The 25595-nt window shown below is 42.5% G+C and carries 22 protein-coding genes; 18 read left to right on the forward strand and 4 right to left on the reverse strand.

What is annotated here, in order from left to right:
* Nucleotides 1-1914 carry an NAD(+) synthase gene (locus tag H8S07_RS01780; RefSeq protein WP_117537373.1) on the forward strand — a complete coding sequence of 638 codons (1914 nt, stop codon included), beginning with the start codon at nt 1-3 and terminating at the stop codon, nt 1912-1914.
* Nucleotides 1915-2047: 133 nt separating this feature from the next.
* Here H8S07_RS01780 and H8S07_RS01785 read toward each other — a convergent pair whose 3' ends face one another.
* Complete coding sequence (locus tag H8S07_RS01785) at nt 2048-2725, reverse strand: S1 RNA-binding domain-containing protein (protein WP_186855316.1); 678 nt, start codon at nt 2723-2725, stop codon at nt 2048-2050.
* A gap of 267 nt (nt 2726-2992) precedes the next feature.
* Between H8S07_RS01785 and H8S07_RS01790 the strand changes: the two genes are divergently transcribed.
* Both H8S07_RS01790 and H8S07_RS01795 read left to right on the forward strand, forming a co-directional pair.
* Nucleotides 2993-4639 (forward strand): putative manganese-dependent inorganic diphosphatase, encoded by a 1647-nt coding sequence (locus tag H8S07_RS01790; RefSeq protein ID WP_118661132.1) that lies wholly within the window; start codon nt 2993-2995, stop codon nt 4637-4639.
* A gap of 34 nt (nt 4640-4673) precedes the next feature.
* Entirely contained in the window at nt 4674-5243 is a 570-nt protein-coding gene (locus tag H8S07_RS01795; RefSeq protein WP_118661133.1) for a flavin reductase family protein, read from the forward strand.
* 72 nt (nt 5244-5315) lie between these two features.
* On the opposite strand, the gene H8S07_RS01800 is transcribed toward H8S07_RS01795, so the two are convergent.
* Nucleotides 5316-6188 (reverse strand): phosphoribosylaminoimidazolesuccinocarboxamide synthase, encoded by an 873-nt coding sequence (locus H8S07_RS01800; RefSeq protein ID WP_118661134.1) that lies wholly within the window; start codon nt 6186-6188, stop codon nt 5316-5318.
* Between the two features lie 150 nt (nt 6189-6338).
* Nucleotides 6339-7715, reverse strand: a complete 1377-nt coding sequence (locus H8S07_RS01805; RefSeq protein ID WP_118288465.1) for an MATE family efflux transporter — start codon at nt 7713-7715, stop codon at nt 6339-6341.
* Nucleotides 7716-8076: 361 nt separating this feature from the next.
* Here H8S07_RS01805 and H8S07_RS01810 point away from each other — a divergent pair, with 361 nt between their 5' ends.
* Nucleotides 8077-8904: a polysaccharide deacetylase family protein gene (locus tag H8S07_RS01810; RefSeq protein ID WP_330426469.1), complete on the forward strand. Its 828-nt coding sequence runs from the start codon at nt 8077-8079 to the stop codon at nt 8902-8904.
* A 139-nt stretch (nt 8905-9043) separates the two neighbouring features.
* Nucleotides 9044-10360 carry a replication-associated recombination protein A gene (locus H8S07_RS01815; RefSeq protein WP_021861393.1) on the forward strand — a complete coding sequence of 439 codons (1317 nt, stop codon included), beginning with the start codon at nt 9044-9046 and terminating at the stop codon, nt 10358-10360.
* Nucleotides 10361-10424: 64 nt separating this feature from the next.
* Here H8S07_RS01815 and H8S07_RS01820 read toward each other — a convergent pair whose 3' ends face one another.
* Complete coding sequence (locus H8S07_RS01820) at nt 10425-11213, reverse strand: ATP-binding protein (protein WP_186855317.1); 789 nt, start codon at nt 11211-11213, stop codon at nt 10425-10427.
* Nucleotides 11214-11328: 115 nt separating this feature from the next.
* On the opposite strand from H8S07_RS01820, the gene H8S07_RS01825 reads away from it, so the two are divergent.
* The 13 genes from H8S07_RS01825 to H8S07_RS01885 all read left to right on the forward strand — a co-directional run bounded on the left by H8S07_RS01825 (nt 11329) and on the right by H8S07_RS01885 (nt 25583).
* Complete coding sequence (locus H8S07_RS01825; protein WP_186855318.1) at nt 11329-11979, forward strand: Crp/Fnr family transcriptional regulator; 651 nt, start codon at nt 11329-11331, stop codon at nt 11977-11979.
* A gap of 68 nt (nt 11980-12047) precedes the next feature.
* Complete coding sequence (locus H8S07_RS01830) at nt 12048-14495, forward strand: ATP-binding protein (RefSeq protein WP_186855319.1); 2448 nt, start codon at nt 12048-12050, stop codon at nt 14493-14495.
* Complete coding sequence (locus H8S07_RS01835; RefSeq protein ID WP_021861389.1) at nt 14495-15112, forward strand: response regulator transcription factor; 618 nt, start codon at nt 14495-14497, stop codon at nt 15110-15112. The genes H8S07_RS01830 and H8S07_RS01835 overlap by 1 nt, the downstream gene beginning before the upstream one ends.
* A gap of 75 nt (nt 15113-15187) precedes the next feature.
* Nucleotides 15188-15481 carry a hypothetical protein gene (locus tag H8S07_RS01840; protein WP_021861388.1) on the forward strand — a complete coding sequence of 98 codons (294 nt, stop codon included), beginning with the start codon at nt 15188-15190 and terminating at the stop codon, nt 15479-15481.
* A gap of 147 nt (nt 15482-15628) precedes the next feature.
* Complete coding sequence (gene hrcA / locus H8S07_RS01845) at nt 15629-16672, forward strand: heat-inducible transcriptional repressor HrcA (protein ID WP_021861387.1); 1044 nt, start codon at nt 15629-15631, stop codon at nt 16670-16672.
* A 50-nt stretch (nt 16673-16722) separates the two neighbouring features.
* On the forward strand, nt 16723-17322 hold the full coding sequence (gene grpE / locus H8S07_RS01850; protein WP_186855362.1) for a nucleotide exchange factor GrpE: 600 nt from the start codon (nt 16723-16725) through the stop codon (nt 17320-17322).
* 35 nt (nt 17323-17357) lie between these two features.
* Complete coding sequence (dnaK, locus tag H8S07_RS01855) at nt 17358-19241, forward strand: molecular chaperone DnaK (RefSeq protein ID WP_021861385.1); 1884 nt, start codon at nt 17358-17360, stop codon at nt 19239-19241.
* Nucleotides 19242-19392: 151 nt separating this feature from the next.
* A complete protein-coding gene (gene dnaJ / locus H8S07_RS01860) occupies nt 19393-20589 on the forward strand; it encodes a molecular chaperone DnaJ (RefSeq protein WP_117537361.1) in 1197 nt (398 codons plus the stop codon).
* A gap of 205 nt (nt 20590-20794) precedes the next feature.
* On the forward strand, nt 20795-21979 hold the full coding sequence (locus H8S07_RS01865; protein ID WP_021861383.1) for an iron-containing alcohol dehydrogenase: 1185 nt from the start codon (nt 20795-20797) through the stop codon (nt 21977-21979).
* Entirely contained in the window at nt 21972-23366 is a 1395-nt protein-coding gene (locus H8S07_RS01870; RefSeq protein ID WP_117537356.1) for an MATE family efflux transporter, read from the forward strand. Before H8S07_RS01865 ends, H8S07_RS01870 begins: the two co-directional genes overlap by 8 nt.
* A complete protein-coding gene (locus H8S07_RS01875; RefSeq protein WP_118661141.1) occupies nt 23363-24313 on the forward strand; it encodes an ornithine cyclodeaminase family protein in 951 nt (316 codons plus the stop codon). The genes H8S07_RS01870 and H8S07_RS01875 overlap by 4 nt, the downstream gene beginning before the upstream one ends.
* Nucleotides 24314-24315: 2 nt before the next feature.
* A complete protein-coding gene (locus H8S07_RS01880; RefSeq protein WP_021861380.1) occupies nt 24316-24693 on the forward strand; it encodes a RidA family protein in 378 nt (125 codons plus the stop codon).
* 59 nt (nt 24694-24752) lie between these two features.
* Nucleotides 24753-25583 (forward strand): Mrp/NBP35 family ATP-binding protein, encoded by an 831-nt coding sequence (locus H8S07_RS01885; protein WP_021861379.1) that lies wholly within the window; start codon nt 24753-24755, stop codon nt 25581-25583.
* Nucleotides 25584-25595: the final 12 nt, after the last annotated feature.

Genomic DNA, 25595 nt, shown 5'->3' on the forward strand with positions numbered 1-25595 from the left:
ATGAAACATGGATTCGTGAAAGTTGCAGCAGCGACACCGGATATCCGGGTTGCAGATGTAGAGTATAATACAGAGCAGATCTGTCGGCTGATCGATGAGACAGCAGAAGAGGAAGCAAAAGTAGTTGTATTTCCGGAATTATGTATTACCGGATATACGTGTGGAGATTTATTTACACAGGATCTGTTGCTGGAAAATGCAAAGAAAGGATTGCAGAAGATTGCGACACATACCGGTAATAAGGATGGTATATTCTTTATCGGAATGCCGTTAGCTGTAGACGGTGAGTTGTATAATGTTGCGGCGGCAGTGAACCATGGACATATTCTTGGATTTACGACGAAGACATTTCTGCCGAATTATGGTGAATTTTATGAGATGCGCCAGTTCTGCGCGGGTCCGAAGGAAGCAAGAATGATTTCTTTTGACGGTAAGATGATTCCGTTTGGACCACAGATCCTTTTTGTGGCAGAAGAGATGCAGTCGCTTGTGATTGCTGCAGAGATCTGTGAGGATGTATGGAGTACGGTTCCGCCAAGCATCCAGGCAGCAAGAGAAGGTGCCGTCCTGATCGTGAATTGCTCAGCAAGTGATGAGACGATTGGAAAGGCAACATACAGAAAGAATCTGATCGAGGGGCAGTCTGCAAGACTTTTGTGCGGTTATATTTATGCCAATGCCGGAGAAGGTGAATCTACGACAGATGTTGTGTTTGGCGGACATAATATTATCGCTGAGAACGGAACAACTCTTGCAATGGGACAACGTTTTGTAAATAATGTTATTTATACAGAGATAGATATAAAACGTCTGCTCAGTGAGAGACGGAAGAATACGACATTCCAGCTTGTGGAAGACAGAAAGCTTATGCGTGTTCCGTTTGATATGAAGATACAGGAGACAAAGCTTACGAGAACATTTTATTCCAGACCGTTTGTGCCGGGAGAAGAGGGCGAGAGAGCCAGAAGATGTGAAGAAATCCTTACCATTCAGGCGATGGGACTTAAGAAACGCCTGGCACATACACATGCAAAGAGTGCAGTAGTAGGTATTTCCGGAGGATTGGATTCGACACTGGCACTTCTTGTGACAGCGAAGGCATTTGATGCACTTGGCATGGACAGAAGTGGAATTACAGCGGTTACAATGCCATGCTTTGGTACAACAGACAGGACTTATCAGAATGCATGTAAGATGTCGAAGAAGCTTGGAGCGACACTTAAGGAAGTACCGATCGCAGCTTCGGTAGAACAGCATTTTAAAGATATCGGACATGATCCGGAGGATCACAGTGTTACTTATGAGAATTCACAGGCACGTGAGCGTACACAGGTGTTGATGGATATTGCCAATGCGGCAGGAGGCATGGTAATAGGAACTGGAGATATGTCGGAGCTTGCTCTTGGATGGGCAACATATAATGGCGATCATATGTCCATGTATGGTGTCAACGCTTCCGTTCCAAAGACGTTAGTTCGTCATCTGGTTCATTATTATGCAGATACCTGTGAGGATCAGGAACTTAAAGAGATTCTGTATGATGTATTAGACACACCGGTAAGCCCGGAACTTCTGCCACCAAAAGACGGCGAGATTTCACAGAAAACAGAAGACCTGGTAGGTCCTTACGAACTGCATGATTTCTATCTTTATTATATGCTCCGGTTCGGATACGAACCGTCAAAAATCTACAGGATCGCCAAAGAAGCCTTTGCAGGAGAGTATGATAATGAGACGATTTATAAATGGCTTCGTACCTTCTGCTGGAGATTCTTTGCACAGCAGTTCAAGCGTTCTTGCCTGCCAGACGGACCGAAAGTTGGTACGGTTGCATTATCACCGAGAGGTGACTGGAGAATGCCAAGTGATGCGTGCGTAGCCGGATGGCTTAAAAATCTCGATGAGATGGAATAAACACATAGAGAAATATAATAAAAAAGGTTTCATTCACGGTTGTGAGCGAAACCTTTTTTGTACCTTATATAATGAGTCAGTCTATTCGATTGTAATAGGAAACTGAATTTCATTAAAGAGCGTGGAGATGAGATTATAACTGGATATTCTTGAAGAGATCTCCAAGGCTTGTTCCAATCTCTTCCGCCTTTGGAATCTCGACCTTTTCAACCGGCTCTTCTTCAACTTTTTCCAGCGCTTTCATGCTGAGACTGATCTTACCATCTTTGATACCGATTACTTTGACCTGAACTTCATCCCCGACATTCAGGACATCTTTTGGAGATTTGATACGTTTCTGACTGATCTGGGAAATGTGAACCAGTCCGGAAAGACCGTCCTCAAGCTGGATAAATGCACCGTAAGTCTGTAAACTGTCTACGGTACCTGTCATAACAGCGCCAACCTGCAGATTTGAAATCTTTTCTTCTTTTGCTTTGCGTTCTTTTTCTTTCAGAAGTTCGCGGGCAGAGAGGACTAATTTATTTTCAGCCTGGTCAACGTCAATGACTTGGACTTCAATATCTTTCAGAAGATAAGATTCCAGATCGTCAATGTAAGATAAAGATAATCTGGAAGCCGGAATGAATCCGCGCAGTCCTTCTACCATAGCAATTGCTCCACCGTTGACGATCCCCTCAATCTTAACAGGTAGTATAGTTTTCTTCTCGAGATATCTTTTTACGACATTCCAAGGATTGGCATCGTCAAAATGATCTTCCAGATCTGCCATTGTTAAGTTGTTGTCTTCTTTCATTAATTCTTCACTCATAGTTTTTTTGTTCCTTCCTGACATGATTTTGATAAACGTTTTTTCTATATGGCGATAGAAACTGTATACAGTATAACATAAAAATGACCGTTGTTTCAAAAAATGTGCAAGGATTTTGCGCCTGTATGCAAGAAATAGTTGACGAAACGAAAAAAAAATGGCAATCTAACTAGTGAACTTATGAAAAATATATGATATAAAAAGAAGCAAGGAATGCGCTAAAAATATCATAAAATATAATATTAACGAAAGTTTGGAGAGAGATAGATGGGAAAAAAGACTGGAAAAGTGTATGTGGTCGGACATAAGAATCCGGATACCGATTCCATTTGTTCCGCAATTGCATATGCAGAGTTGAAAAAGAAACTGACAGGGGATGAGTATGTTGCAAAACGTGCAGGTCAGGTGAACGAAGAAACACAGTATATATTGTCTAAATTTAATGTGAAAGCGCCGGATCTTTTGAAAAATGTCAAGTTACAGGCGAAAGATCTTGATATTCATAAGATTGAAGGGGTTGCACCGAATGTTTCAATCAAAGATACATGGGCAAAGATGAAAGAAAATAATATCAAGACGGTTCCAGTATTGAAGGAAGACGAACTGGTAGGAGTGATCTCTACCGGAGATATTGCGACATCTTATATGGATGTTTATGACAGTAACATTTTGGCAAGAGCAAGGACGCAGTATAGGAATATTATCCGTACATTGGATGGTACATTACTTACGGGAAATGAACATGGACATTTTACCAAAGGAAAAGTAACGATCGGAGCATCGGATCCGAATTTGATGAAGGAGTTTATCGAACGGGATGATCTGGTAATCCTTGGAAACCGTGATGAAGCACAGGAGTGTGCGATCAATATTGATGCGAGCTGTATTGTTGTATGCCAGAATGCGAAAGTTTCTTCGGAGATGATCCGCAGAGCAGAAGAACAGAGTATTGTGATTATCAGTACACCGCATGATACATTTACAACAGCCCGTCTGATCAATCAGAGTATACCGGTGAAGTTTTTTATGAGTAAAGGACCTCTGGTTGCATTTCATATGAATGATTATGTAGATGAGATTAAGGAAGTTATGACGAAGACAAAATTCCGTGATTTTCCGATCCTTGACAGACATGGCAGATTCCGTGGATTCATTTCCAGACGTCGTTTTATGGATGCAAGCAAGAAGAAAGTGATCCTTGTAGATCACAATGAGAAGTCACAGGCTGTAGATGGGCTGGAAGAAGCAGAGATTGTAGAGATCATTGACCATCACAGACTGGGCAATATTGAGACAACAGGACCGGTATTTTTCCGGAATCAGCCGGTAGGCTGTACGGCGACGATCGTTTATCAGATGTACAGAGAGGAAGAAATCTCCATTTCACCGAAGATTGCAGGTCTTCTCTGTTCAGCGATTATTTCCGATACATTGCTGTTCCGTTCGCCGACCTGCACATCCATAGATGAGAAAGCGGCAGCGAAGCTTGCAAAGATCGCCGGAGTCGATATGGAAGAGCTTGCGAAAGAAATGTTTAATGCAGGTAGCAGCATGAAAGGCAAGACGCCGGAAGAGATTTGCTTCCAGGATTTCAAACAGTTTACGGTAAATGACGTCGTATTTGGTGTCGGACAGATCAATTCCATGAGCGGAGAAGAACTTAGGGAGATCAAAGAAGTGCTGGAACCGCATCTGGAACAGGTGCTGGAGAAGCAGAATCTCCATATGATCTACTATATGCTGACAGATATTTTGAATGAGTCAACAGAATTACTCTGTTGTGGAGCAAATGCAAAAGCACATATTGCAGCAGCATTTGATCTGCCGGAGGATACACAGGATATTATCCTTCCGGGAGTTGTTTCCAGAAAGAAACAGCTGATCCCGGCACTGGTGGAGACATTACAACAATAAGATATATAAAAAGGATCTGATACAGGAGGAGAAGATGGCAAAACAGATATGGAAACCGGGCAATATGGTTTACCCGCTTCCGGCAGTTATGGTTAGTACAGCAGATAAGAGCGGAGAAGACAATATTATTACCGTTGCATGGACGGGAACGATCTGTACGAATCCGGCTATGCTCTATATATCCGTGCGTCCGGAGCGCTATTCTTATCATATGATTAAAGAAAGCGGAGAATTTGTTGTAAATCTGACGACGGAGGCACTGGCAAGGGCAACCGACTGGTGTGGTGTTCGTTCCGGCAGGGATGTAGATAAATGGAAAGAGATGGGACTTACCCGTGGCAAAAGCGAGACATTACAATATTCACCGTGTATCAAAGAAAGCCCGGTGAATATTGAGTGCAAGGTGGATCAGATACTGGAACTCGGTTCACATCACATGTTCACGGCGAAAGTACAGGCTGTTCAGGTAGATGACAGATATATGCAGGAGAATGGAAAATTTGATCTTGCCTCCAGCAGACTGCTGACATATTCCCATGGAGAGTATTATTCGCTGGGAAAGAAGCTTGGAACATTTGGCTATAGTGTGAAGAAGAAAAAATAGAATAAAATAATATAATATAATAAAAACAGATCCTTCTATCAGAGGGATCTGTTTTTATGAATGCTTCTAAAATTAAGCAAGGTCTTCACCTGTGAGCATCTTGTATGCCTGCAGATATTTCTCGATCGTCTTGTCAACGATCTCCTGAGGGAGTGTCCAGTCGTTGTCCGGATTTGCTTTCAGCCAGTCACGGGCAAACTGTTTGTCGAAGGACGGCTGTCCATGTCCCGGCTCATAACCGTCTGCAGGCCAGAAGCGGGAGCTGTCCGGTGTGAGCATCTCATCACCGATAACAAGGTTACCATTCTCGTCAAGACCAAATTCAAATTTGGTATCTGCAATGATGATTCCTTTACTTAATGCATATTCTGCACATTTTTTATATAACGCGATAGTGCTGTCACGAAGCAGTTCGGCATATTCACGACCTTTTCCAGGGAAATATTTTTCCAGGTGATCAATACTCTGTTCAAAAGAAATATTCTCGTCGTGATCACCGATTTCAGCCTTGGTAGACGGAGTGTAGATTGGTTCCGGCAGTTTGTCGGATTCTTTTAATCCTTCCGGCAGCTTGATTCCGCAAACAGTTCCATTCTCCTGATAGCTTGCCCAGCCACTTCCTGTGATATATCCGCGGACGATACATTCAATCGGAAGCATGTGGAGCTTCTTGCACATCATGGATTTACCGGCATATTTTTCATTCTGAAAAAATTCCGGCATATCATTTACGTCAACTGAGATCATGTGGTTTGGAAGAATATCTTCTGTCATATCAAACCAGAATTTGGACATCTGTGTGAGAACAGATCCTTTCTTTGTAACCTCATTGTGTAAAATCACATCGAAACAACTGATGCGGTCTGTAGCAACCATGATCAGACTGTCTCCATTGTCATAAATCTCACGTACTTTACCTTCTTTGATTGGCTTTAATTCCTGCATTGTTTACACCTCGTTATTGAATTTTTTGAAAAATATCACAGTAACCGTATCACTCTTTGTAGTATAATGTCAAGTTATTTGATAATGAACTGTAAGAAAAACAATTCATGCACAAAAGTATCCGTATAAGGAAAAAAGAAAGCACCTCTTTTAAAGAGGTGCGATTTTCAGACGGTAAATTCTTTTTAACAGAATCGTTGACGTGATAAGTGAGACAATCTCAGCGATAGGAATTGCCCACCAGACAGCATGCAGTCCAAACAGGATTGCGAAAATATAAGCAATCGGTAGAATCGCAAAAAGCTGTCTTGCCAGAGAAACGATCAGGCTGTAGACCCCATTTCCCAAAGCCTGGAATACAGAACCGACAATGATGTTATATCCGGCGAACAGGAAACTTAAGCTGATGATCCGAAGTGCCGGTACGCCGATAGCAAGCATCTGGTCTGATGCATCAAACAGTGTGAACAGGAAGAAACGAGGACAGGTCTGGAATAATACAAGACCGATCATCATAATCGTCACTGCAATCGCGACACTGAATTTAGCTGTCTGTATAATACGGTGTTTATTTCTGGAACCATAATTATAAGCAACGATCGGAATCATACCATTGTTCAATCCAAATACCGGCATGAAGATAAAGCTCTGTAATTTAAAGTAGACACCAAATACAGCAGTTGCAGTTGAAGAGAACATTAGCAGGATTTTATTCATACCGAATGTCATGACGGAAGTGATTGCCTGCATGATGATCGATGGAACACCTACTTTGTAAATAGTGGCGATCGTGCGTCCGTGAGGGCGAAAACCTTTCATATTAATATCAATTTCATGATTTTTCGTATGATTAAAAAATGCTGCTAAAATAACACCGACAATCTGTCCGGTAATGGTGGCAAGTGCAGCTCCGGCAACTTCCAGTCGTGGAAATCCGAACAGACCGAAGATCATAATCGGATCAAGAATAATATTGATGATCGCTCCGGTTCCCTGTGTGATCATGTTGTAAATTGTTTTTCCGGTAGACTGCAGAAGACGTTCGAAGGTAATCTGCATGAAAATTCCGAAAGAACAGATTGTGATAATGCTTAAATATTCTGTACCGTAAGCAACGATCTCAGGATTCTTTGTCTGGACAGAAAAGAAAAAATGAGAACCGATGCCGCCGATAATTGCAAATATGATAAAACTTAAAACAGCAAGGAAAATACCATTTTTTGCAGCACGATTGGCACCTTTATAATCTTTTTCACCAAGATTACGGGACAAAAGTGCGTTGATACCAACGCCGGTTCCAGACGCGACAGCGATCATCAGCGTCTGGATCGGGAAAGCGAGTGATACGGCAGTCAGTGCGTCTTCACTTAGTTTGGCTACGAACATGCTGTCTACAATATTATACAATGCCTGGACGAGCATGGATAACATCATCGGCAGTGACATTGAGATAAGCAATTTTGGAACCGGCATGGTTCCCATTTTATTTTCATGGACAGGTGTTGTTTTTTGTTTTGTTTGTACCATAAAAATCCTCCTTTAGAATAAAAACATGTAAATGCACACGTAAATTTAATTATAGCATTTGCAGATGGAATTAACAATACATAATATGATAACATACTTTTTCTTTGTCTCTGATATGAGCATAAAAGTGGAGCGTAAGTTTGTATGATATGTGAATACGGGACAGAATTGCGGGAGTATGAAGTACAGTACATTCGTATGGCATCTTTTGATTCGGACATCATAGTAGAAAACAGCACGATACAACATAATACGAAGTAATACATACAGGGTATTGCAGTGGGAACATAGGTTGTCAAGCATTAAATCTGCCGCATAGGATTTTGGGCAGATACATATATTTTTACAAAGTGCAAATCAAATGGTATGGAAGAACATGAAGAAAAGAGAGAAGAAAGAAATCAAAGTGATGTGTGCTTTGTTGTATATGATGGGACTTTGTCTGGCACTTGGAATTTCTCTGCGTCCGGTGGCGAAAGAAGCACATCCGGAAGACAGACTCATACAAAACAGTGATAAATCTGTTCCGGCAGACGGGAAGATGCAGGCCGGCAAAAAATCAGTTTCGGTAGATGGAAAGTTACAGTTGGAAGATGGACAGCAGATGAGTGATTATGTAAGAAAAGATAACGAAGCGAAGAAAGTGGCAATTACATTTGACGATGGACCAAGTGGAAAATACACAAAAAAACTGCTGGATGGTCTGAAAAAGAGGAAAGTTAAGGCAACATTTTTCCTGATTGGGGAAAATGTGAAGCGCTATCCGGAAATTGTAAAGCGGATGAAAAAAGAAGGACATCTGATCGGGAATCATACCTATCATCATGTCGAGCTGACATCACTGCCGGAAGATAAGGCAAGGCAGGAAGTAGAGCAGACAGATCAGACGATCAGTAAGATCACAGGTGAACATGTGGCTTATATGCGACCACCGTTTGGGGCATGGAAGAAAGAGATGGAGACGGAACTGGAAGTGATGCCGGTGCTATGGACAGTAGATCCACTCGACTGGACGACGAAAAATGTGGATGAAATTGTGCGGAAAGTAGTGACGCAGACAAAGGAAAATGATATTATCTTATTGCATGACTGCTATGATTCCTCTGTGAAAGCTGCATTTCGGATTATTGATCAGCTCAGGGACAGAGGATTTGCTTTTGTAACGGCAGAAGAACTGATTATTGATTAATCAACGGAAAAGCTTTTAACTGTATAGAAAGCAGAAAGTACAAAAAGTTAATCCGTACAGGAAGTAGAAAGTATAAATAGGAAATGTTAATCTGTACAGGATGTATAGATAGAAACATAAGATAGAGAGGCGATAAAGAATGGACTTATTTGATTATGTCAGAGAGAAAAATATGGATAAGGAAGCACCGCTCGCATCCAGACTCAGACCAACGACGTTGGAAGAAGTTGTCGGGCAGGAGCATATTATAGGAAAAGACAAACTTCTATACCGGGCGATCAAGGCGGATAAATTAAGTTCCGTCATTTTTTATGGACCGCCGGGAACCGGTAAGACAACACTGGCAAAAGTCATTGCCAATACGACAAGTGCAGAATTTACGCAGATCAATGCAACCGTTGCTGGTAAGAAAGATATGGAAACAGTGGTGCAGAAGGCAAAAGAACTGCTGGGAATGTATCAGAAGAAGACGATCCTTTTCGTAGATGAGATCCACCGTTTTAATAAGGGGCAGCAGGATTATTTGCTCCCGTTTGTGGAAGACGGTACGATCATCCTGGTCGGTGCGACAACGGAGAATCCATACTTTGAAGTAAATGGTGCGCTGATCTCCCGCTCCAGTATTTTCGAACTGAAACCGCTGAAAAAAGAAGACATTAAGAAATTATTGCAGAGAGCAGTCTATGATGTGGAAAAAGGAATGGGCAGCTACCGCGCAGAGATTGATGAAGATGCGCTGGATTTCCTTGCTGATATAGCCGGAGGGGATGCAAGAAGTGCACTTAATGCGATAGAACTTGGTATTCTGACCACCGAACGAAGTGAAGAAGACGGGAAAATACACATTACACTGGATGTGGCATCCGAGTGTATCCAGAAACGAGTCGTGCAATATGATAAGACGGGAGATAATCATTATGATACAATCTCGGCGTTCATTAAGAGTATGAGAGGATCTGATCCAGATGCGGCAGTCTATTATCTGGCGAAGATGTTATATGCCGGAGAGGACATCAAATTTATCGCAAGACGAATTATGATCTGCGCATCAGAAGATGTCGGAAATGCAGATCCGATGGCTCTGACCGTAGCCGTGTCTGCCGCACAGGCAGTAGAACGGATCGGTATGCCGGAAGCACAGATTATTTTATCACAGGCGGTTTTATATGTAGCTACTGCTCCAAAGAGCAATTCCGCATGCAATGCGGTATTTGCAGCAATGGATAATGTGAAACAGAAGAAGACAACAGTTCCTTCTTATTTACAGGATGCGCATTACAAGGGCTCTGTAAATTTAGGACATGGCGTTGGTTACAAATATGCACACGATTATCCGAAACATTATGTGAAACAGCAGTATCTGCCGGATGAGATTAAAGATGAGAAATTTTATGTGCCAAGTGATAATGGACATGAAAAAGACATACAGGCGTGGATGAAATATATTCGCGAATAAATTTGGGACGGGGATTTTCCAGAAAATCCCCGTCCCAAATTAAAATCCCCCTGTCCCTTTTTAATTATTTCCGTAAAGAACCGTCAATATTTACAGTGACAACCTGCCAGGGAATGAATTTCCCGCTTGCTTTTAAAGCTTCTTTTACGGCATACTCCAGACCGCCGCAACAAGGCACTTCCATGCGGACAATGGTAACGCTCTTGATGTCGTTTCCGGCAATGATCGAGGTCAGTTTTTCAGTGTAATCGACAGCATCCAGCTTCGGACATCCGATGAGAGTAATGCGGTTGCGGATGAAACGGTTGTGGAAATCAGCGTAAGCGTATGCAGTGCAGTCGGCTGCGATCAGCAGGTTTGCACCGTCAAAATAAGGAGCATTGATCGGAGCAAGCTTGATCTGTACAGGCCACTGGCTGAGCTGGCTTACCGGAGCCGTTCCATTATCAGCAGAGGTAGCTGATTCTTCATTACGGTGCATGATGGAGCGGATGCGCTGTCCCGGACAGCCTGTGAAAGCAGGTGTTTTCTCTTCGTGAGAAGATTTTCCGGCAGGAGTGTCATGTTTATGTGCTTCTTTTGCATCCAAGTGTCTTTTAAGCGCGTCGCCGCCTTTTTTCTTCAAATGTTCTTTCACAGCATCATCGTCGTATGCTGCCGCTTCTCTTTCTATAAAATGGATGGCATCGGTTGGACAGGCAGGAAGGCAATCGCCCAGTCCGTCACAATAATCGTCACGAATCAGCCGTGCTTTCCCATCGATCATCTGGATTGCACCTTCATGGCATGCGTTTGCACAGGCACCGCATCCGTTACATTTTTCTTCGTCTATTTGAATAATTTTTCTGATCATGTGAAATTCTCCTTTTCATATAATAAAAATTAAATGGTTTACTTGTTTTGTCTTGCTTAGTCTACTACAATAAAAATAAAAAAGATGTTGTATTTCCAACAAAAGGAGATTTTTTATGAAAATAAATGAAATTCCATTATTTGGAGGAATCCGGGAGGAAAATCTGACAGAAATGTTAAAATGTCTGGATGGAAGAGAAAAAAGTTACAGAAAAGGAGAGATGATCCTTACGGAAGAAGAATCATCTGCAGGTGCGGGATTAGTATTGGAAGGGATGGTGCAGGTTGCCGAAGAGGATGTGTTTGGCAACCGTAATATTCTGGAGCATGTAAAAACGGGACAGTTATACGGGGCTGCATTTTCCTGTGCGGGAATTAAGAAGAGTCCGGTCAGTGTAATGGCGGTGACAGATTGCAGAATACTTCTTATTAATATGAATAAAGTGATCGAGACATGTCCGATGTCGTGTACATTTCACCAGCGGCTCATCAGCAACCTTGTCCGGATCATGGCAATAAAAAATGTTGCATTGAATGAAAAAATCAGCCATCTTTCCAGACGGAGTACAAAAGAAAAACTGTTATCGTATCTTTCAGATTGTGCAAAGAAGGCACAGAGTATGCATTTTACGATTCCTTTCGACAGACAGGAACTTGCCGATTATCTCTGCGTGGAGAGAAGTGCCATGTCTGCGGAACTTGGTAAATTAAAAAAAACAGGCATACTGGACTGCCGGAAGAATGAATTCTGGTTAAAAGAAATGTGACCGGAAGACACTATGATTTCAGAGGGAGTATTTTATACTGAAAACAGAACAAATTGGAGGATTGTCGCATGAAGGAACGAAAAGACAAGAAAATGCAGCATATTTTGGAATCACTGTTTTTAGATACAGCGCTTCCGTTTCGTGTAAGGCTGTTTAATATACTGGCGATCGTGGGAGTACTGATCAGTGTGATGAATGGTATTTTTTCTTATATGAACAGTGGAAATCCGGTGTTGTTATTTACCAATGGGGTGACAGCGGTCTTATCTTTTTCACTTTTATATTATGCATATAAAAGCCGAAATTATCAGTTCTGTTATTTTATAACAATTATAGCGATCTTCATGATCCTGTTTCCAATTCTGTTTTTTAAAGGCGGCGGTTATAAAAGTGGCATGCCATGTTTTTATGTCTTTGGAATTATATTTACTGTATTTATGCTGGAGCGTTTGCAGATGATCTGCTGTGTATTGATTGAACTGATAATCTATATTGCAACAATAGGAATTGCCTATGCATACCCGCAGACGGTTATCTGGTTTCTGTCGGAGAAAGAGATCGTTATTGATACCATCGTAGGCGTTGCAGTATCGAGTCTTGCTATCGGTACAGTTACTTACCTGCATTTCCGTCTGTATAACAGGCAGCAGATCTATCTGACAGAAGCGAGAGAAGAAGCTATGAAAGCAAATCAGGCGAAAAGTGTTTTCCTTGCAAATATGAGTCATGAAATACGGACACCGATCAATGTGATGCTTGGAATGAATGAAATGATACTCAGGGAATGTGATTCGGAGGATATCAGGCAATACGCACAGGGAATTGAAAAATCCGGAAATTATCTGTTATCATTGATCAATAACGTGCTGGATATTTCCAAAATTGAATCCGGAAAAGTAAAGATTACAAAAGAACCATTTTCTATTTCGGCACTTGTACAGGAAATCTGGCTGTTAGGATCCGGACAGGCGGAAAATAAAAATCTGGAGTTTCAGGTGAGAATAGATGAAACACTGCCGGAATATATAAACGGGGATGCTTTACATATGAAACAGATTATGCTGAATCTGATCAGTAATGCTGTGAAATACACGGAGAACGGTTCTATCGTATTCCAGGTGGAAAGATGTGGCGAAAAGATCCGTTTTTCTGTGAAAGATACCGGATATGGCATAGAGAAAGAAGCAATGAATACGTTATTTGATGCATTTACCAGAGTGGATGTGAAAAAATACAGAAATATTGAAGGAAGCGGTCTGGGGCTGGCAATTGTCAGAGAACTCTGCCGGGAGATGGATGGAAAGGTTGAAGTACAAAGTGAAGTCAGGACAGGGAGCAGATTTACGGTAACATTTCCTCTGGAAGAGGCAGGAAAACAAAAATCCGGAGAATGGCATCCAAGGAAAGAAATAGAAGAAAAGCATGCGGGCACTTTTGTTGCACCGGATGCAAAGGTTCTTATTGTGGATGACAGGGAAGAGAACCTGCGAGTGATCTGTTCACTGTTAAAACATACCAAGATCCGCACAGATACAGCAGTGAGTGGCTCGGAATGTATCGAGAAAGTCAGAAAAGGAAATTATCATATGATATTTCTTGATTATATGATGCCGGAAATGGATGGGCTGGAAACATTTCGGCGTATGAAGGAGATGGAAATCCGTGTTCCGGTGATCGCACTGACGGCAGATGTTACAAGTGGAATCCAGCAGATATTTGAAAAAGAAGGATTTGCCGCTTATTTATCAAAACCGATTCGCTGGGAGAGAATGGAAGAGCTGCTTCTGGCTTATCTGCCGGATATACTGGTTACAAAAAGCAGCCGAAAAGAATGGAAAATATCAGGAAAAGATTACAACCGGCTGAAAGCACAGCTGCAAGTCTGTGAGATCCAGATGGAAAAAGGACTACATTTACTGGATGGAAATATATATCAATATGCAAAATTGATAGAATTTTTTACAGATTATTATGAACCGAATCGCAGGCAGATGGAGAAAATGGAAAAAGCACTGAAATATGCAGATACAGAAAAGAAAAGGACTGAGATCCTGATGGCACTGACCGGTGAAATGCATACATTGAAAAGCAATGCAAAAGCAATTGGCGCAGGAGAACTCTCAGAGCTGGCACAGGCGATGGAAGTGCATGGCAAAGAAATGGATGCGGATTATTTCAAATATGCAATGCCGCTTCTTTATCTGGAATGGGAGAGAACGGTAAAAGGAGCCAGACAGTTCCGGAAAGAAATAGTGCAGCTCATACCGCAGAGAGAAAACGAAGAAGCAGAAAGTACCATAGCAGATATAAATCTGAAAGAAACCTATGAAAAAGCATTACGGGAAGCATTGATGCGTTATCAGGGGAAGGAAGCTTCCACCTGGAATCAAAAGCTGCTGGACACAGAAAATGATCCGGAGAGAAGAAAGCTGTTGGAACAGATCGGACAGAAAATCCGCGAGCTGGATTTTGAAGAAGCAGAGAGTATTTTCAGAAAGTGGAAGGAGGAACACTGATGGAGAAAAAACATGTATTGGTCGTGGATGACGATCTGATTTTATTAAAGACAGCAGAAGAGATTCTGTCAGAATTTTACAGTGTCAGTGTAGCCAAAGCCGGGAGCCAGGCGATTGCACTTCTGGAAAAAGGCGTGATCCCGGATCTGATCCTTCTGGATATTGCTATGCCTGGAATGGATGGATATGAGACACTAAATGAGATGAAGAAGATTCCGGCGGCAGGCAGTGTGCCGATTATTTTCCTGACCGGATTTTCCGATGCAGATTATGAAGTGCGCGGATTAAAATCCGGCGCGGTAGATTATATTGTGAAACCATTTGTGAAAGAAGTACTGCTTGCAAGAGTGGAACGCCATTTACAATATGAAGAAGGACGGGCCAGAGAAGAACGAACGGAAGAAATAAAGGAGAATGAAACGTATAAAAAGATGCAGGAAGTGTTAAGCCCAATCGAGTGGAAGATTGCGCAGGCAATTGCAAAAGGGATGGACAACCGGGAGATTGCGGCGGAATATCATTATTCTTATGGTTATGTGAAAAATGTAATTACCCGTATATTTTCAAAACTTGAGGTGGAGAAAAGAAGAGATCTGCGGAAAATGTTTGAAGGATAGGGGATGTTCGGTTGTGTTTTACATAGAAAAAGGCTATAATAGAGGAAATATATAACCACGCAGGAGGAATGCAAAATGAAAATTTTTGACACAGTAAACAAAGCAGAAGTAGAAGTAAATGGAACAGACGGACTGGTTCAGCTTATGAAAGACGGCCGTCAGGTAGATCTTTATCTGAAAGAGAAGAAATCTGATGAAGACGGATACATGAGCTGGGATGTAGAACACTGGTCAAGTGTAGATGGTAAAAGATTTATCCGCTGCTATTCATTAGAGGGACGTGTATTAAGTGAGTCTACAGGACATAATATCTATGATCTGGCAAATGATTTCAAACCGGAAGAGGCTGCAAAAGTAGAACTGAGCTAGACTGTTTTAAAGCGTTTGAAAAGAATCTAAAAAAATAATAAATACTGTTGACAAACAGAAAAAGGAGTGCTACATTAATAGTCGAAAGATGTTAGCACTCCTTTTTAATGAGTGCTAACAAAGAAAAATCCGAAAGGAGGAGAGCTGATGTTAGAAGAACATGGACTGAGTGATCGTAAGCTTAAGATTTTACATGCGATTATACAGACTTATCTAGAGAGTGGCGAGCCGGTCGGATCGAGAACCATTTCCAAATATACGGATTTGAATTTAAGTTCAGCAACGATCCGTAATGAGATGGCGGATCTGGAAGAACTTGGTTATATCATACAGCCACATACATCGGCAGGTCGTATTCCTTCGGATAAAGGCTACAGATTATATGTAGATATGCTGATGCAGGAGAAGGAGCAGGAACTGAATGATATGCAGGATCAGATGCTTCAGAAAGCAGATAAGATGGATCAGCTTCTGAAACAGGCAGCCAAAGTTTTAGCGAACAATACGAATTACGCAACGATGGTTTCCACTCCGATGAACAATTCCAATAAGATCAAGTTCCTCCAGTTGTCTATGGTGGATGAAGAACAGGTGATCGCGGTAATTGTTCTCGGCGGCAATGTGATAAAGAACAAGCTCATTCATCTGGAAGAACCGCTCAGCAATGAGAACCTGCTGAAGCTGAATATGCTTTTGAATACAACACTCAATGGTATGTCCATTGAGGAGATCAATTTAGGACTGATCGCAAGACTCAAAGAGCAGGCAGGTATTCACAGCGTGGTGATTGGCAACGTACTGGATGCAGTCGCAGATACGATACAGGTCGATGAAGATATGCAGATCTATACAAGTGGTGCGACGAACATTTTCAAATATCCGGAGCTCAGCGATAAGCAGAGCGCTCAGGATATCATCAGTGCATTTGAAGAAAAACAACAGCTTACAGAGCTTGTAACCCAGACACTTTCTCATGAAGAGAATACAGGAATTCAGGTTTATATCGGTGATGAAGCACCGGTACAGAACATGAAGGACTGCAGTGTCGTGACCGCAACCTATGAATTAGGCGAGGGCATGAAGGGAACGATAGGCATTATCGGACCGAAGCGGATGGATTATGAGCATGTTTTAAAATCTATGAAGCGTCTCCAGACAGAACTGGATCAGATGTTTCATAAGAATGAATAAGAAAGGTGGAAGTACCCTTGGAAGATAACAAAGAAAAGAGCCAGGAAGAGATGGTAAAGGAAGCTGTGGAGGAAGCAAAGAAGACAGCTGAAGCCACTAAAGAAGAGGCAGCCGAAGACGAAGCGAAGGAAGCAGAGACAGAGGACAGCAAAGAATCCGATACAGAAGAGAAGAAATCCGGCAAGAAGTTATTTGGCAAGAAGGATAAGAAAGATAAAAAAGACGAGAAGATTGAGGAACTGACTGACAGACTCACTCGTCAGATGGCAGAGTTTGATAACTTCCGCAAACGTACAGAGAAGGAGAAATCCCAAATGTACGAAGTTGGTGCGAAAGATATCATAGAGAAGATTCTTCCGGTTGTAGACAATTTCGAAAGAGGTCTGGATGCAGTGAAGGAAGAAGACAAAGAGGATCCATTTATCCAGGGAATGGAGAAGGTTTACAAACAACTGATGACAACACTGGAAGGAATCGAGGTGAAACCTATCGAAGCGGTAGGTCAGGAATTTGACCCGAATCTTCATAATGCGGTTATGCATGTGGAAGATGAGAATCTCGGTGAGAATATCATTGCCGAAGAATTCCAAAAAGGTTATATGTATCGTGACTCTGTAGTGAGACACAGTATGGTAAAAGTAGCAAATTAGAATTTATTTAGAAATAGAACAGGAGGACAATTATTATGGGTAAAATCATTGGTATTGACTTAGGTACAACAAACAGCTGTGTAGCCGTAATGGAAGGTGGACAGCCAACAGTTATCGCTAACACAGAAGGTGCAAGAACTACACCGTCAGTAGTAGCATTTACAAAAACAGGAGAGCGTCTTGTAGGTGAACCTGCAAAACGTCAGGCAGTTACAAACGCAGAGAGAACAATCTCTTCTATCAAGAGAGAGATGGGATCTGATTATAAAGTAACTGTAGATGAGAAGAAATATTCTCCGCAGGAGATTTCAGCAATGATCCTTCAGAAATTAAAAGCAGATGCAGAAGGATATCTTGGAGAAAAAGTAACAGAAGCTGTTATCACAGTACCTGCTTACTTCAACGATGCTCAGCGTCAGGCTACAAAAGATGCCGGTAAGATCGCAGGACTTGATGTAAAACGTATCATCAACGAGCCTACGGCAGCAGCACTTGCTTACGGACTTGACAATGAGAATGAACAGAAGATTATGGTATATGACCTTGGTGGTGGTACATTCGATGTATCCGTAATCGAGATTGGTGATGGTGTTATCGAGGTATTATCTACAGCAGGTAACAACAGACTTGGTGGAGATGACTTTGACCAGAAGATTACAGATTACATGATCGCCGAATTCAAGAAACAGGAAGGTGTAGACTTATCTACAGATAAGATGGCACTGCAGAGATTAAAAGAAGCAGCTGAGAAAGCGAAGAAAGAACTTTCTTCTGCAACAACCACAAATATCAACCTGCCATTCATTACAGCTACAGCAGAGGGACCGAAACATTTTGATATGAACCTCACAAGAGCTAAATTTGATGAACTGACACACGACCTTGTGATGAAGACATCTGAGCCGGTTCAGAGAGCATTATCTGATGCTGGTATCACAGCTTCTGAGCTTGGTCAGGTACTGCTGGTTGGTGGATCTACACGTATCCCGGCTGTACAGGAAGAAGTAAAACGTCTGACAGGTAAAGAGCCTAGCAAATCTCTGAACCCAGATGAGTGTGTAGCACTTGGTGCTTCTGTTCAGGGTGGTAAACTTGCAGGAGATACAGGCGCAGGCGACATCCTTCTTCTGGATGTAACTCCACTGTCACTGTCTATCGAGACAATGGGTGGTGTAGCTACAAGACTGATCGAGAGAAATACAACAATCCCGACAAAGAAGAGCCAGATCTTCTCTACAGCAGCAGATAACCAGACAGCCGTTGATATCAACGTTGTACAGGGTGAGAGACAGTTTGCTAAAGACAACAAGTCCCTCGGACAGTTCAGACTGGATGGAATCGCACCGGCTCCGCGTGGAGTACCGCAGATCGAAGTTACATTCGATATCGATGCAAATGGTATCGTAAATGTATCTGCAAAAGATCTTGGAACAGGAAAAGAGCAGCATATCACAATCACAGCAGGATCTAACATGTCTGATGAAGATATTGATAAAGCTGTAAAAGAAGCTGCTGCATTTGAAGCACAGGATAAGAAACGTAAAGAAGGAATCGATACAAAGAACGAAGCAGATGCATTCGTATTCCAGACAGAGAAAGCATTGTCTGAAGCTGGAGACAAACTGGATGCAGCTGACAAAGCAGCAGTAGAAGCTGACTGCAAAGCACTGAAAGATCTGCTTGAGAAGGCAAATACAGAAGAGATGACAGATGCTCAGATCGCTGAGATTAAAGCAGCAAAAGAAAAACTGACAGAGAGTGCTCAGAAACTCTTCACAAAGATGTATGAGCAGGCAGGAGCTGCAGCTGGCGCACAGGGAGCTGATCCGAACATGGGAACAGGTGCACAGGGAGCAGGTCCGGCACCGGAAGGATTCCAGGGAGACGACGTAGTAGACGGAGATTATAAAGAAGTATAAGACCTGGTAAGATAGGTTGTTCTGTGTGTCCGGTGTAAGCCGGGCACACAGAACTTCTTTCTGTTTCACAGTATCCGTAAGAAGCTGTCAGTGGCAGGTGCTTACAGGTACAGGAAAGGCAGATTAGATTTACAGTGGAAAGGGATAAGAGATGGCAGAATCAAAGAGAGATTATTATGAAGTGCTTGGCGTAAGCAGAGATGCAGATGAAGCCACAATTAAAAAAGCATACAGAAAAGTCGCTAAAAAATACCATCCTGATATGAATCCTGGTGATGCAGAGGCGGAAAAGAAATTCAAAGAAGCATCGGAAGCCTATGCGGTACTGAGCGATGCAGACAAACGTCGCCAGTACGACCAGTACGGTCATGCAGCCTTTGAAGGTGGCGCAGGCGGAGCCGGTGGATTCGGCGGATTTGATTTTAACGGCGCAGATTTCAGTGACATTTTCGGAGATATGTTTGGTGATCTGTTTGGAGGCGGCCGAAGAGGCGGTCGTGCCAGTCAGGGACCTATGAAAGGTGCAAACATCCGCAAGAGTGTCAGAATTACATTTGAAGAAGCAGTGTTTGGCTGTGAAAAAGAGTTGGATGTTGTATTAAAAGATTCATGTCCGAAATGTAATGGAACAGGTGCAAAACCGGGAACATCCCCGGAGACATGTTCAAAATGTGGAGGAAAAGGTCAGGTTGTTTATACGCAGCAGTCCTTCTTCGGAACAGTACAGAATGTACAGACCTGTCCGGACTGTCACGGAACCGGTAAAATCATCCGTGAGAAGTGTTCAGGCTGCGGTGGAACCGGTTATGTTTCCAACAGAAAGAAAATATCTGTATCCATTCCGGCAGGTATTGACAATGGACAGAGTGTAAGAATCCGTGAAAAAGGAGAACCGGGCGTGAACGGCGGACCAAGAGGAGATCTTCTGGTAGAAGTGGTTGTATCCAGACATCCGATCTTCCAGCGGCAGGATATGCATATTTTTTCTACGGTACCGATTTCATTCGCACAGGCAGCACTTGGTGCAGATGTGAAGATCAAGACCGTAGACGGAGATGTGATCTACACTGTAAAACCGGGAACCAAGACCGGTACAAAAGTACGTCTCAAAGGCAAGGGAGTTCCTTCTATCCGAAGTGCAAGCATCCGTGGCGATCATTATGTAACACTGGTGATCCAGACACCGGAACATTTAAGTGCAGAAGCGAAAGAAGCACTCCGCAAGTTCGATGAGCTTTCCGGCAATACTTTGCATACACCGGAATCATCCGAACCAAAGGATTCTGCAAAAGGTGGAAAGAAGAAAAAAGGCTTTATGGATAAAGTGAAAGAAGCTTTTGAGGATTAGAAGAGATTTATTAGCCATAGATGAATAATGAACAGAAAGAGAATGTGAATCGGATATAGAGATATATCGATGCATATTCTCTTTCTGTTTTTTTTAAATTGCTTATTTCTTAACAGGGAATGATTCGGCATGTAAGCGGTGGACGGAACAAGACTTATCCGTTATAATAAAAGATACGGATTTGGAAACGGAAAGGAGAAAAATCATGCATAGTTTTGAACAATATATGCCAACGAAGATTGTGTTTGGCAAAGAGGCAGAGCTGAAAGCAGGAACACTTGCAAAGGAATGGCAGGCAAAGAAAGTTCTGCTTGTTTATGGTGGTGGAAGTGTCGTTCGAAGTGGGCTGCTCGGACGGGTTGAAGCGGTTTTAAAAGCAGAAGGAATCGAAGTGGAAGAACTTGGAGGCGTGAAGCCGAATCCAAGAATGTCCCTTGCAAAAGAAGGCGTGAAAAAGGCAATCAATTCTGGCGCTGATCTGGTTATGGCAGTTGGTGGAGGAAGCTGTATTGATACTGCTAAAGCAATTGCAATCGCAGCAGCAAAACCGGGAACAGATCTGGAAGAATTCTGGAGTGGTAAAGTTCCAATTGAGAAGGCACTTCCGGTTGGAGTTGTACTTACGATTGCGGCAGCAGGAAGTGAGATGAGTGATTCTGCTGTATTGACAAATGAGGAGACCGGAAAGAAAGCAGGTGCACACAGTGATCTTGTGCGTCCGAAGTTTGCAATGATGAATCCGGAACTGATGTATACGTTGCCGAAGTATCAGCTTACATGTGGAATTGTAGATATTATGATGCATACAATGGAGCGTTATTTCACACCGGTAGATGGTAATGAACTGACAGATGAGATTGCAGAAGGTGTTCTCCGCACAGTGATTCGCAATGGATTAAAAGCATATGAAGATCAGCAGAATTATGATGCATTAAGTGAAATCATGTGGTGCGGAAGCATTTCGCATAATAATATGACAGGACTTGGAAGACCAAAAGATTTTGCATGTCACAAGCTGGGGCATGAGATCGGTGGCATGTTTGATGAAGCACACGGAGCAACACTTTCCGCAGTATGGGGAAGCTGGGCACGGTATGTTTACCAGATTGACATCCCAAGATTTGCACATTTCGGAAGAAAAGTCTGGGGGATTGAAGAAGTGGATGATATAAAGGCTGCACTGGCAGCGATTGAAGAGACAGAGAAGTTCTTTGAACGAATCGAGATGCCAGTATGTATTGGACAGATGAAGACCGGCGTACTGGAAGATGATGTTCTTATGCAGATGGCAGATAGTGCGACAAAAGGAGATACTGTAGAACTTGGAAGCTTTAAGAAACTGAAGAAGCAGGATATGTACGAAATCTACAAAGCAGCAAATCATGAATAAGACGAAGAACTTAAATATCGACTGGAAACTTTTTTATAAGAGCGTATTTGCACTGGTAATCCCGATGGCATTACAGAATCTGATTAATGTCGGTGTGACGGCAACGGATGTGATTATGCTTGGAAAAGTCGGAGAAAAGGTACTGTCAGGAGCATCACTTGCCGGACAGGTGCAGTTTATTATGACACTGATTTTCTATGGTACGACATCCGGAGCAACGGTGCTGACCGCACAGTATTGGGGAAAGAAAGACACAAGAACGATAGAAAAAATACTTGGTATCGGGCTTCGTACCGGACTGACAACGGCGGTTGTATTTGCAGTGGCGGCACTTGGCATACCGGGGCTGCTGATGCGGATCTATACTTCTGATCCTGTTGTCATAGCAGAAGGTGTGAAATATTTAAGAATCGTGGCACTTTCTTACATATTTATGGCAGTAACACAGGTATATCTGAATATTATCCGCAGTATGGAGAAGGTTGTCATAGCAACATTTATCTATGCAGTGTCGCTGGGTCTGAATATTATTATCAATGCTGTGTTGATCTTTGGGATGTTTGGATTTCCGAAACTAGGCATTGCGGGTGCGGCGATCGGAACATTGTGTGCAAGAGGTGCCGAGACGATTATGGTACTGTTCTATGCATTCTTGAAAAATAAAATCGTACGGATCCGGTTGCAGGATATGCTGCACATTGATCCTGTTTTATGGAAAGACTTTCTTGTTTATGCACTTCCGGTTGTATTAAACGAATTAATGTGGGGACTTGGAAGCTCTGCGAATACGGCAGTGATCGGTCATCTTGGAAGCGCGGCAGTTGCGGCTAATTCTGTGGCACAGGTGGCAAGACAGCTTGCAACGGTTGTAGCTTTTGGTATTTCAAATGCAGCGGCTATTTATCTAGGCAAGACAATTGGTGAGAAGAAGATGGAACATGCGAAAGCGTATGCAGTCCGCTTTATCTGGTTGAGCCTGTTGCTCGGAGGACTTGGAGGACTTCTGATCCTGCTGGCGGCACCGCTTGCAAGAGCGAATTTGGCACTTACGGCACAGGCGGGAAGTTATTTAAGCTTTATGTTTTTTGTCATGTCGTATTTTACTGTGGCGCAGGCATTTAATACGACAATGGTGATCGGAATTTTCCGGTCAGGAGGAGATACCAAATTCGGAATGATCATGGATGTATCAACGATGTGGGGCTGCTCAATCTTATTGGGAGCGGCAGCAGCATTTATCTTCCATGCCGGTGTTCCGGTTGTTTATATGATATTGATGAGCGATGAATTGATCAAGATACCGATTACGATTAAGCGGTATTTAAGCTATAAGTGGTTGAAAGATGTCACAAGAGAAAGAGAAGAATTGGAAGGAGAAGTAGTATGATAGTTTTAGACAGTGAACAGATTGATAAGCTGATCGACAGAAATGAGATGATGGATCAGATTGAAGAAGCCTATAAGATTTTTAAAGCAGGTGATTATTATATGCCGCCGCGTCCGTGTGTAGAAGATGCGAACAAGACAATGATGTATATGCCATGTTATACGAAGGAAGTTATTGGAACAAAAATTTTAAGTATTTTTCCAGATAACGCAGAACTTGGTTTGCCATCTATCGATGGAATCATGTATCTGAATGATTATAAGACAGGGAAACCGCTGGCAGTAATGGACGGCCAGAGGGTAACTGCATGGAGAACAGGAGCAGTCGGAGGTGTCGGCATCCGGCATTTATCCAGAAAAGACTGTCATACAGTCGGAATCGCAGGAGCCGGTGTACAGGGATTCTATCAGGCGTTGTATGCATGTGCGGCAAGACCGATTGATACGGTTTATGTGTATAATCACAGTGACAGAGATCTGACAGATTATCTGGCAAGACTGGAAAAAGCTATTGATAACCCGGATGTAAAGGTAGTACAATGTAAGACAGTGGAGGAGATGGTTAAAAACAGTGAGATCATTTGTACAACAACACCTTCCACGCAGCCGGTATTACCGGATGACAAGGATTTGTTAGAAGGAAAATGTATCATTGCAATCGGTTCTTACACGCCTGAGATGCGTGAGATTCCGGATGCGATCTGGGATTTGACAAATGAAGTCTACATTGAGCTCCCATATGCATGCGAAGAGAGTGGAGACTTAAGTCAGCCGATAAAAGATGGACGTCTGAAAGAAGAGCAGACAATTTTAATGAGTGATTATCTGGCAGGGAATCCGCAGGAAATTACCGACCCAAAAAAGACCACCTATTTTAAATCCGTAGGTATGGGACTTTTTGATGTGTGTATTGCACAGAAAATATTAGAAAAAGCAAAGGAGAACTAATTATGAAAGTAGTAGCAACAGAAAAAGCACCAAAAGCATTAGGACCTTATTCACAGGGATATGTTCATGGAGGAATGTTTTACTCTGCAGGTCAGATTCCAATCAATCCGGCTGTAGATGCAGTAGAAGCGGAGACAATCGAAGAGCAGACAGAACAGGTATGCAAGAACCTGGCAGCAGTTCTGGAAGCAGCAGGAACATCTTTTGACAAAGTAGTTAAGACAACATGCTTCCTTGCAGATATGAATGATTTCGCAGCATTTAACGAAGTATATGCAAAATATTTTACATCTAAACCGGCAAGAAGCTGTGTTGCTGTAAAGACACTTCCGAAGAATGTCAAATGCGAAGTAGAACTGATCGCAGCAGTAGAAGAATAAGAAAGAGCTGTTTCACAGAGCAGTGAAATAAAAAGTATCAAGAAAAGAGGACAGTTAGAATGGCAGAAGAACAAAATGGATGTAAGCCGTCAGATTGTGCCGGATGCGCACATGCAGATTCCTGCGGAAGCAAACCGCAGAGTCTTTTGAAACCGGCAAATCCACATTCACATGTGAATAAAGTAATTGCAGTTGTAAGTGGAAAAGGCGGAGTTGGTAAATCTATGGTAACAGCATCCCTTGCGCGTATTATGAGAGAGCAGGGATTTAATGTAGGAATCATGGATGCTGATATTACAGGTCCGTCCATCCCGAAGATGTATGGAATCCACAAACAGGCAATGGGAACAGAAGAAGGTATCATTCCGGAAGAAGCAAAAGACGGAACAAAGATCATGTCTGTTAACTTGCTTTTGCCGAATGAATCTGATCCGGTTATATGGAGAGGTCCGGTCATTGCAAATGTTGTAACACAGTTCTGGACAGATGTTATGTGGGGAGAACTGGATTATCTCTTTGTAGATATGCCACCGGGAACCGGTGACGTTCCGCTTACAGTATTCCAGTCACTGCCGGTTGATGGAATCGTGATTGTAACATCTCCACAGGATCTGGTACAGATGATCGTGAAGAAAGCATACAATATGGCATGTCAGATGGATATTCCGGTGCTTGGAATTGTAGAAAATTACAGTTATCTTGTCTGTCCGGACTGCGGAAAGAAGATTTCTGTATTTGGTGAGAGCCATGTAGATGAGACGGCAAAAGAACTGGATATTCCGGTAATTGGAAAGATGCCGATCGATGCAGGACTGGCAGAAGCAGTGGAAGAAGAGCGTTTCTACGAGATCAGCAATGATTATTTGACCGATGCTGTAAATAAATTGTAAATGTCAAAGAGG

Source organism: Dorea hominis, from assembly GCF_014287705.1.
Classification (GTDB): Bacteria; Bacillota; Clostridia; order Lachnospirales; family Lachnospiraceae; genus Dorea_D; species Dorea_D hominis.

What these genes read in the sequence shown, in the direction of transcription:
- H8S07_RS01780 (WP_117537373.1), top strand. Translation starts at nt 1, where the DNA reads ATGAAACATGGATTCGTGAAAGTTGCAGCAGCGACACCGGATATCCGG.
- H8S07_RS01785 (WP_186855316.1), bottom strand. Translation starts at nt 2,725, where the DNA reads ATGAGTGAAGAATTAATGAAAGAAGACAACAACTTAACAATGGCAGAT.
- H8S07_RS01790 (WP_118661132.1), top strand. Translation starts at nt 2,993, where the DNA reads ATGGGAAAAAAGACTGGAAAAGTGTATGTGGTCGGACATAAGAATCCG.
- H8S07_RS01795 (WP_118661133.1), top strand. Translation starts at nt 4,674, where the DNA reads ATGGCAAAACAGATATGGAAACCGGGCAATATGGTTTACCCGCTTCCG.
- H8S07_RS01800 (WP_118661134.1), bottom strand. Translation starts at nt 6,188, where the DNA reads ATGCAGGAATTAAAGCCAATCAAAGAAGGTAAAGTACGTGAGATTTAT.
- H8S07_RS01805 (WP_118288465.1), bottom strand. Translation starts at nt 7,715, where the DNA reads ATGGTACAAACAAAACAAAAAACAACACCTGTCCATGAAAATAAAATG.
- H8S07_RS01810 (WP_330426469.1), top strand. Translation starts at nt 8,077, where the DNA reads ATGGTATGGAAGAACATGAAGAAAAGAGAGAAGAAAGAAATCAAAGTG.
- H8S07_RS01815 (WP_021861393.1), top strand. Translation starts at nt 9,044, where the DNA reads ATGGACTTATTTGATTATGTCAGAGAGAAAAATATGGATAAGGAAGCA.
- H8S07_RS01820 (WP_186855317.1), bottom strand. Translation starts at nt 11,213, where the DNA reads ATGATCAGAAAAATTATTCAAATAGACGAAGAAAAATGTAACGGATGC.
- H8S07_RS01825 (WP_186855318.1), top strand. Translation starts at nt 11,329, where the DNA reads ATGAAAATAAATGAAATTCCATTATTTGGAGGAATCCGGGAGGAAAAT.
- H8S07_RS01830 (WP_186855319.1), top strand. Translation starts at nt 12,048, where the DNA reads ATGAAGGAACGAAAAGACAAGAAAATGCAGCATATTTTGGAATCACTG.
- H8S07_RS01835 (WP_021861389.1), top strand. Translation starts at nt 14,495, where the DNA reads ATGGAGAAAAAACATGTATTGGTCGTGGATGACGATCTGATTTTATTA.
- H8S07_RS01840 (WP_021861388.1), top strand. Translation starts at nt 15,188, where the DNA reads ATGAAAATTTTTGACACAGTAAACAAAGCAGAAGTAGAAGTAAATGGA.
- hrcA (WP_021861387.1), top strand. Translation starts at nt 15,629, where the DNA reads ATGTTAGAAGAACATGGACTGAGTGATCGTAAGCTTAAGATTTTACAT.
- grpE (WP_186855362.1), top strand. Translation starts at nt 16,723, where the DNA reads ATGGTAAAGGAAGCTGTGGAGGAAGCAAAGAAGACAGCTGAAGCCACT.
- dnaK (WP_021861385.1), top strand. Translation starts at nt 17,358, where the DNA reads ATGGGTAAAATCATTGGTATTGACTTAGGTACAACAAACAGCTGTGTA.
- dnaJ (WP_117537361.1), top strand. Translation starts at nt 19,393, where the DNA reads ATGGCAGAATCAAAGAGAGATTATTATGAAGTGCTTGGCGTAAGCAGA.
- H8S07_RS01865 (WP_021861383.1), top strand. Translation starts at nt 20,795, where the DNA reads ATGCATAGTTTTGAACAATATATGCCAACGAAGATTGTGTTTGGCAAA.
- H8S07_RS01870 (WP_117537356.1), top strand. Translation starts at nt 21,972, where the DNA reads ATGAATAAGACGAAGAACTTAAATATCGACTGGAAACTTTTTTATAAG.
- H8S07_RS01875 (WP_118661141.1), top strand. Translation starts at nt 23,363, where the DNA reads ATGATAGTTTTAGACAGTGAACAGATTGATAAGCTGATCGACAGAAAT.
- H8S07_RS01880 (WP_021861380.1), top strand. Translation starts at nt 24,316, where the DNA reads ATGAAAGTAGTAGCAACAGAAAAAGCACCAAAAGCATTAGGACCTTAT.
- H8S07_RS01885 (WP_021861379.1), top strand. Translation starts at nt 24,753, where the DNA reads ATGGCAGAAGAACAAAATGGATGTAAGCCGTCAGATTGTGCCGGATGC.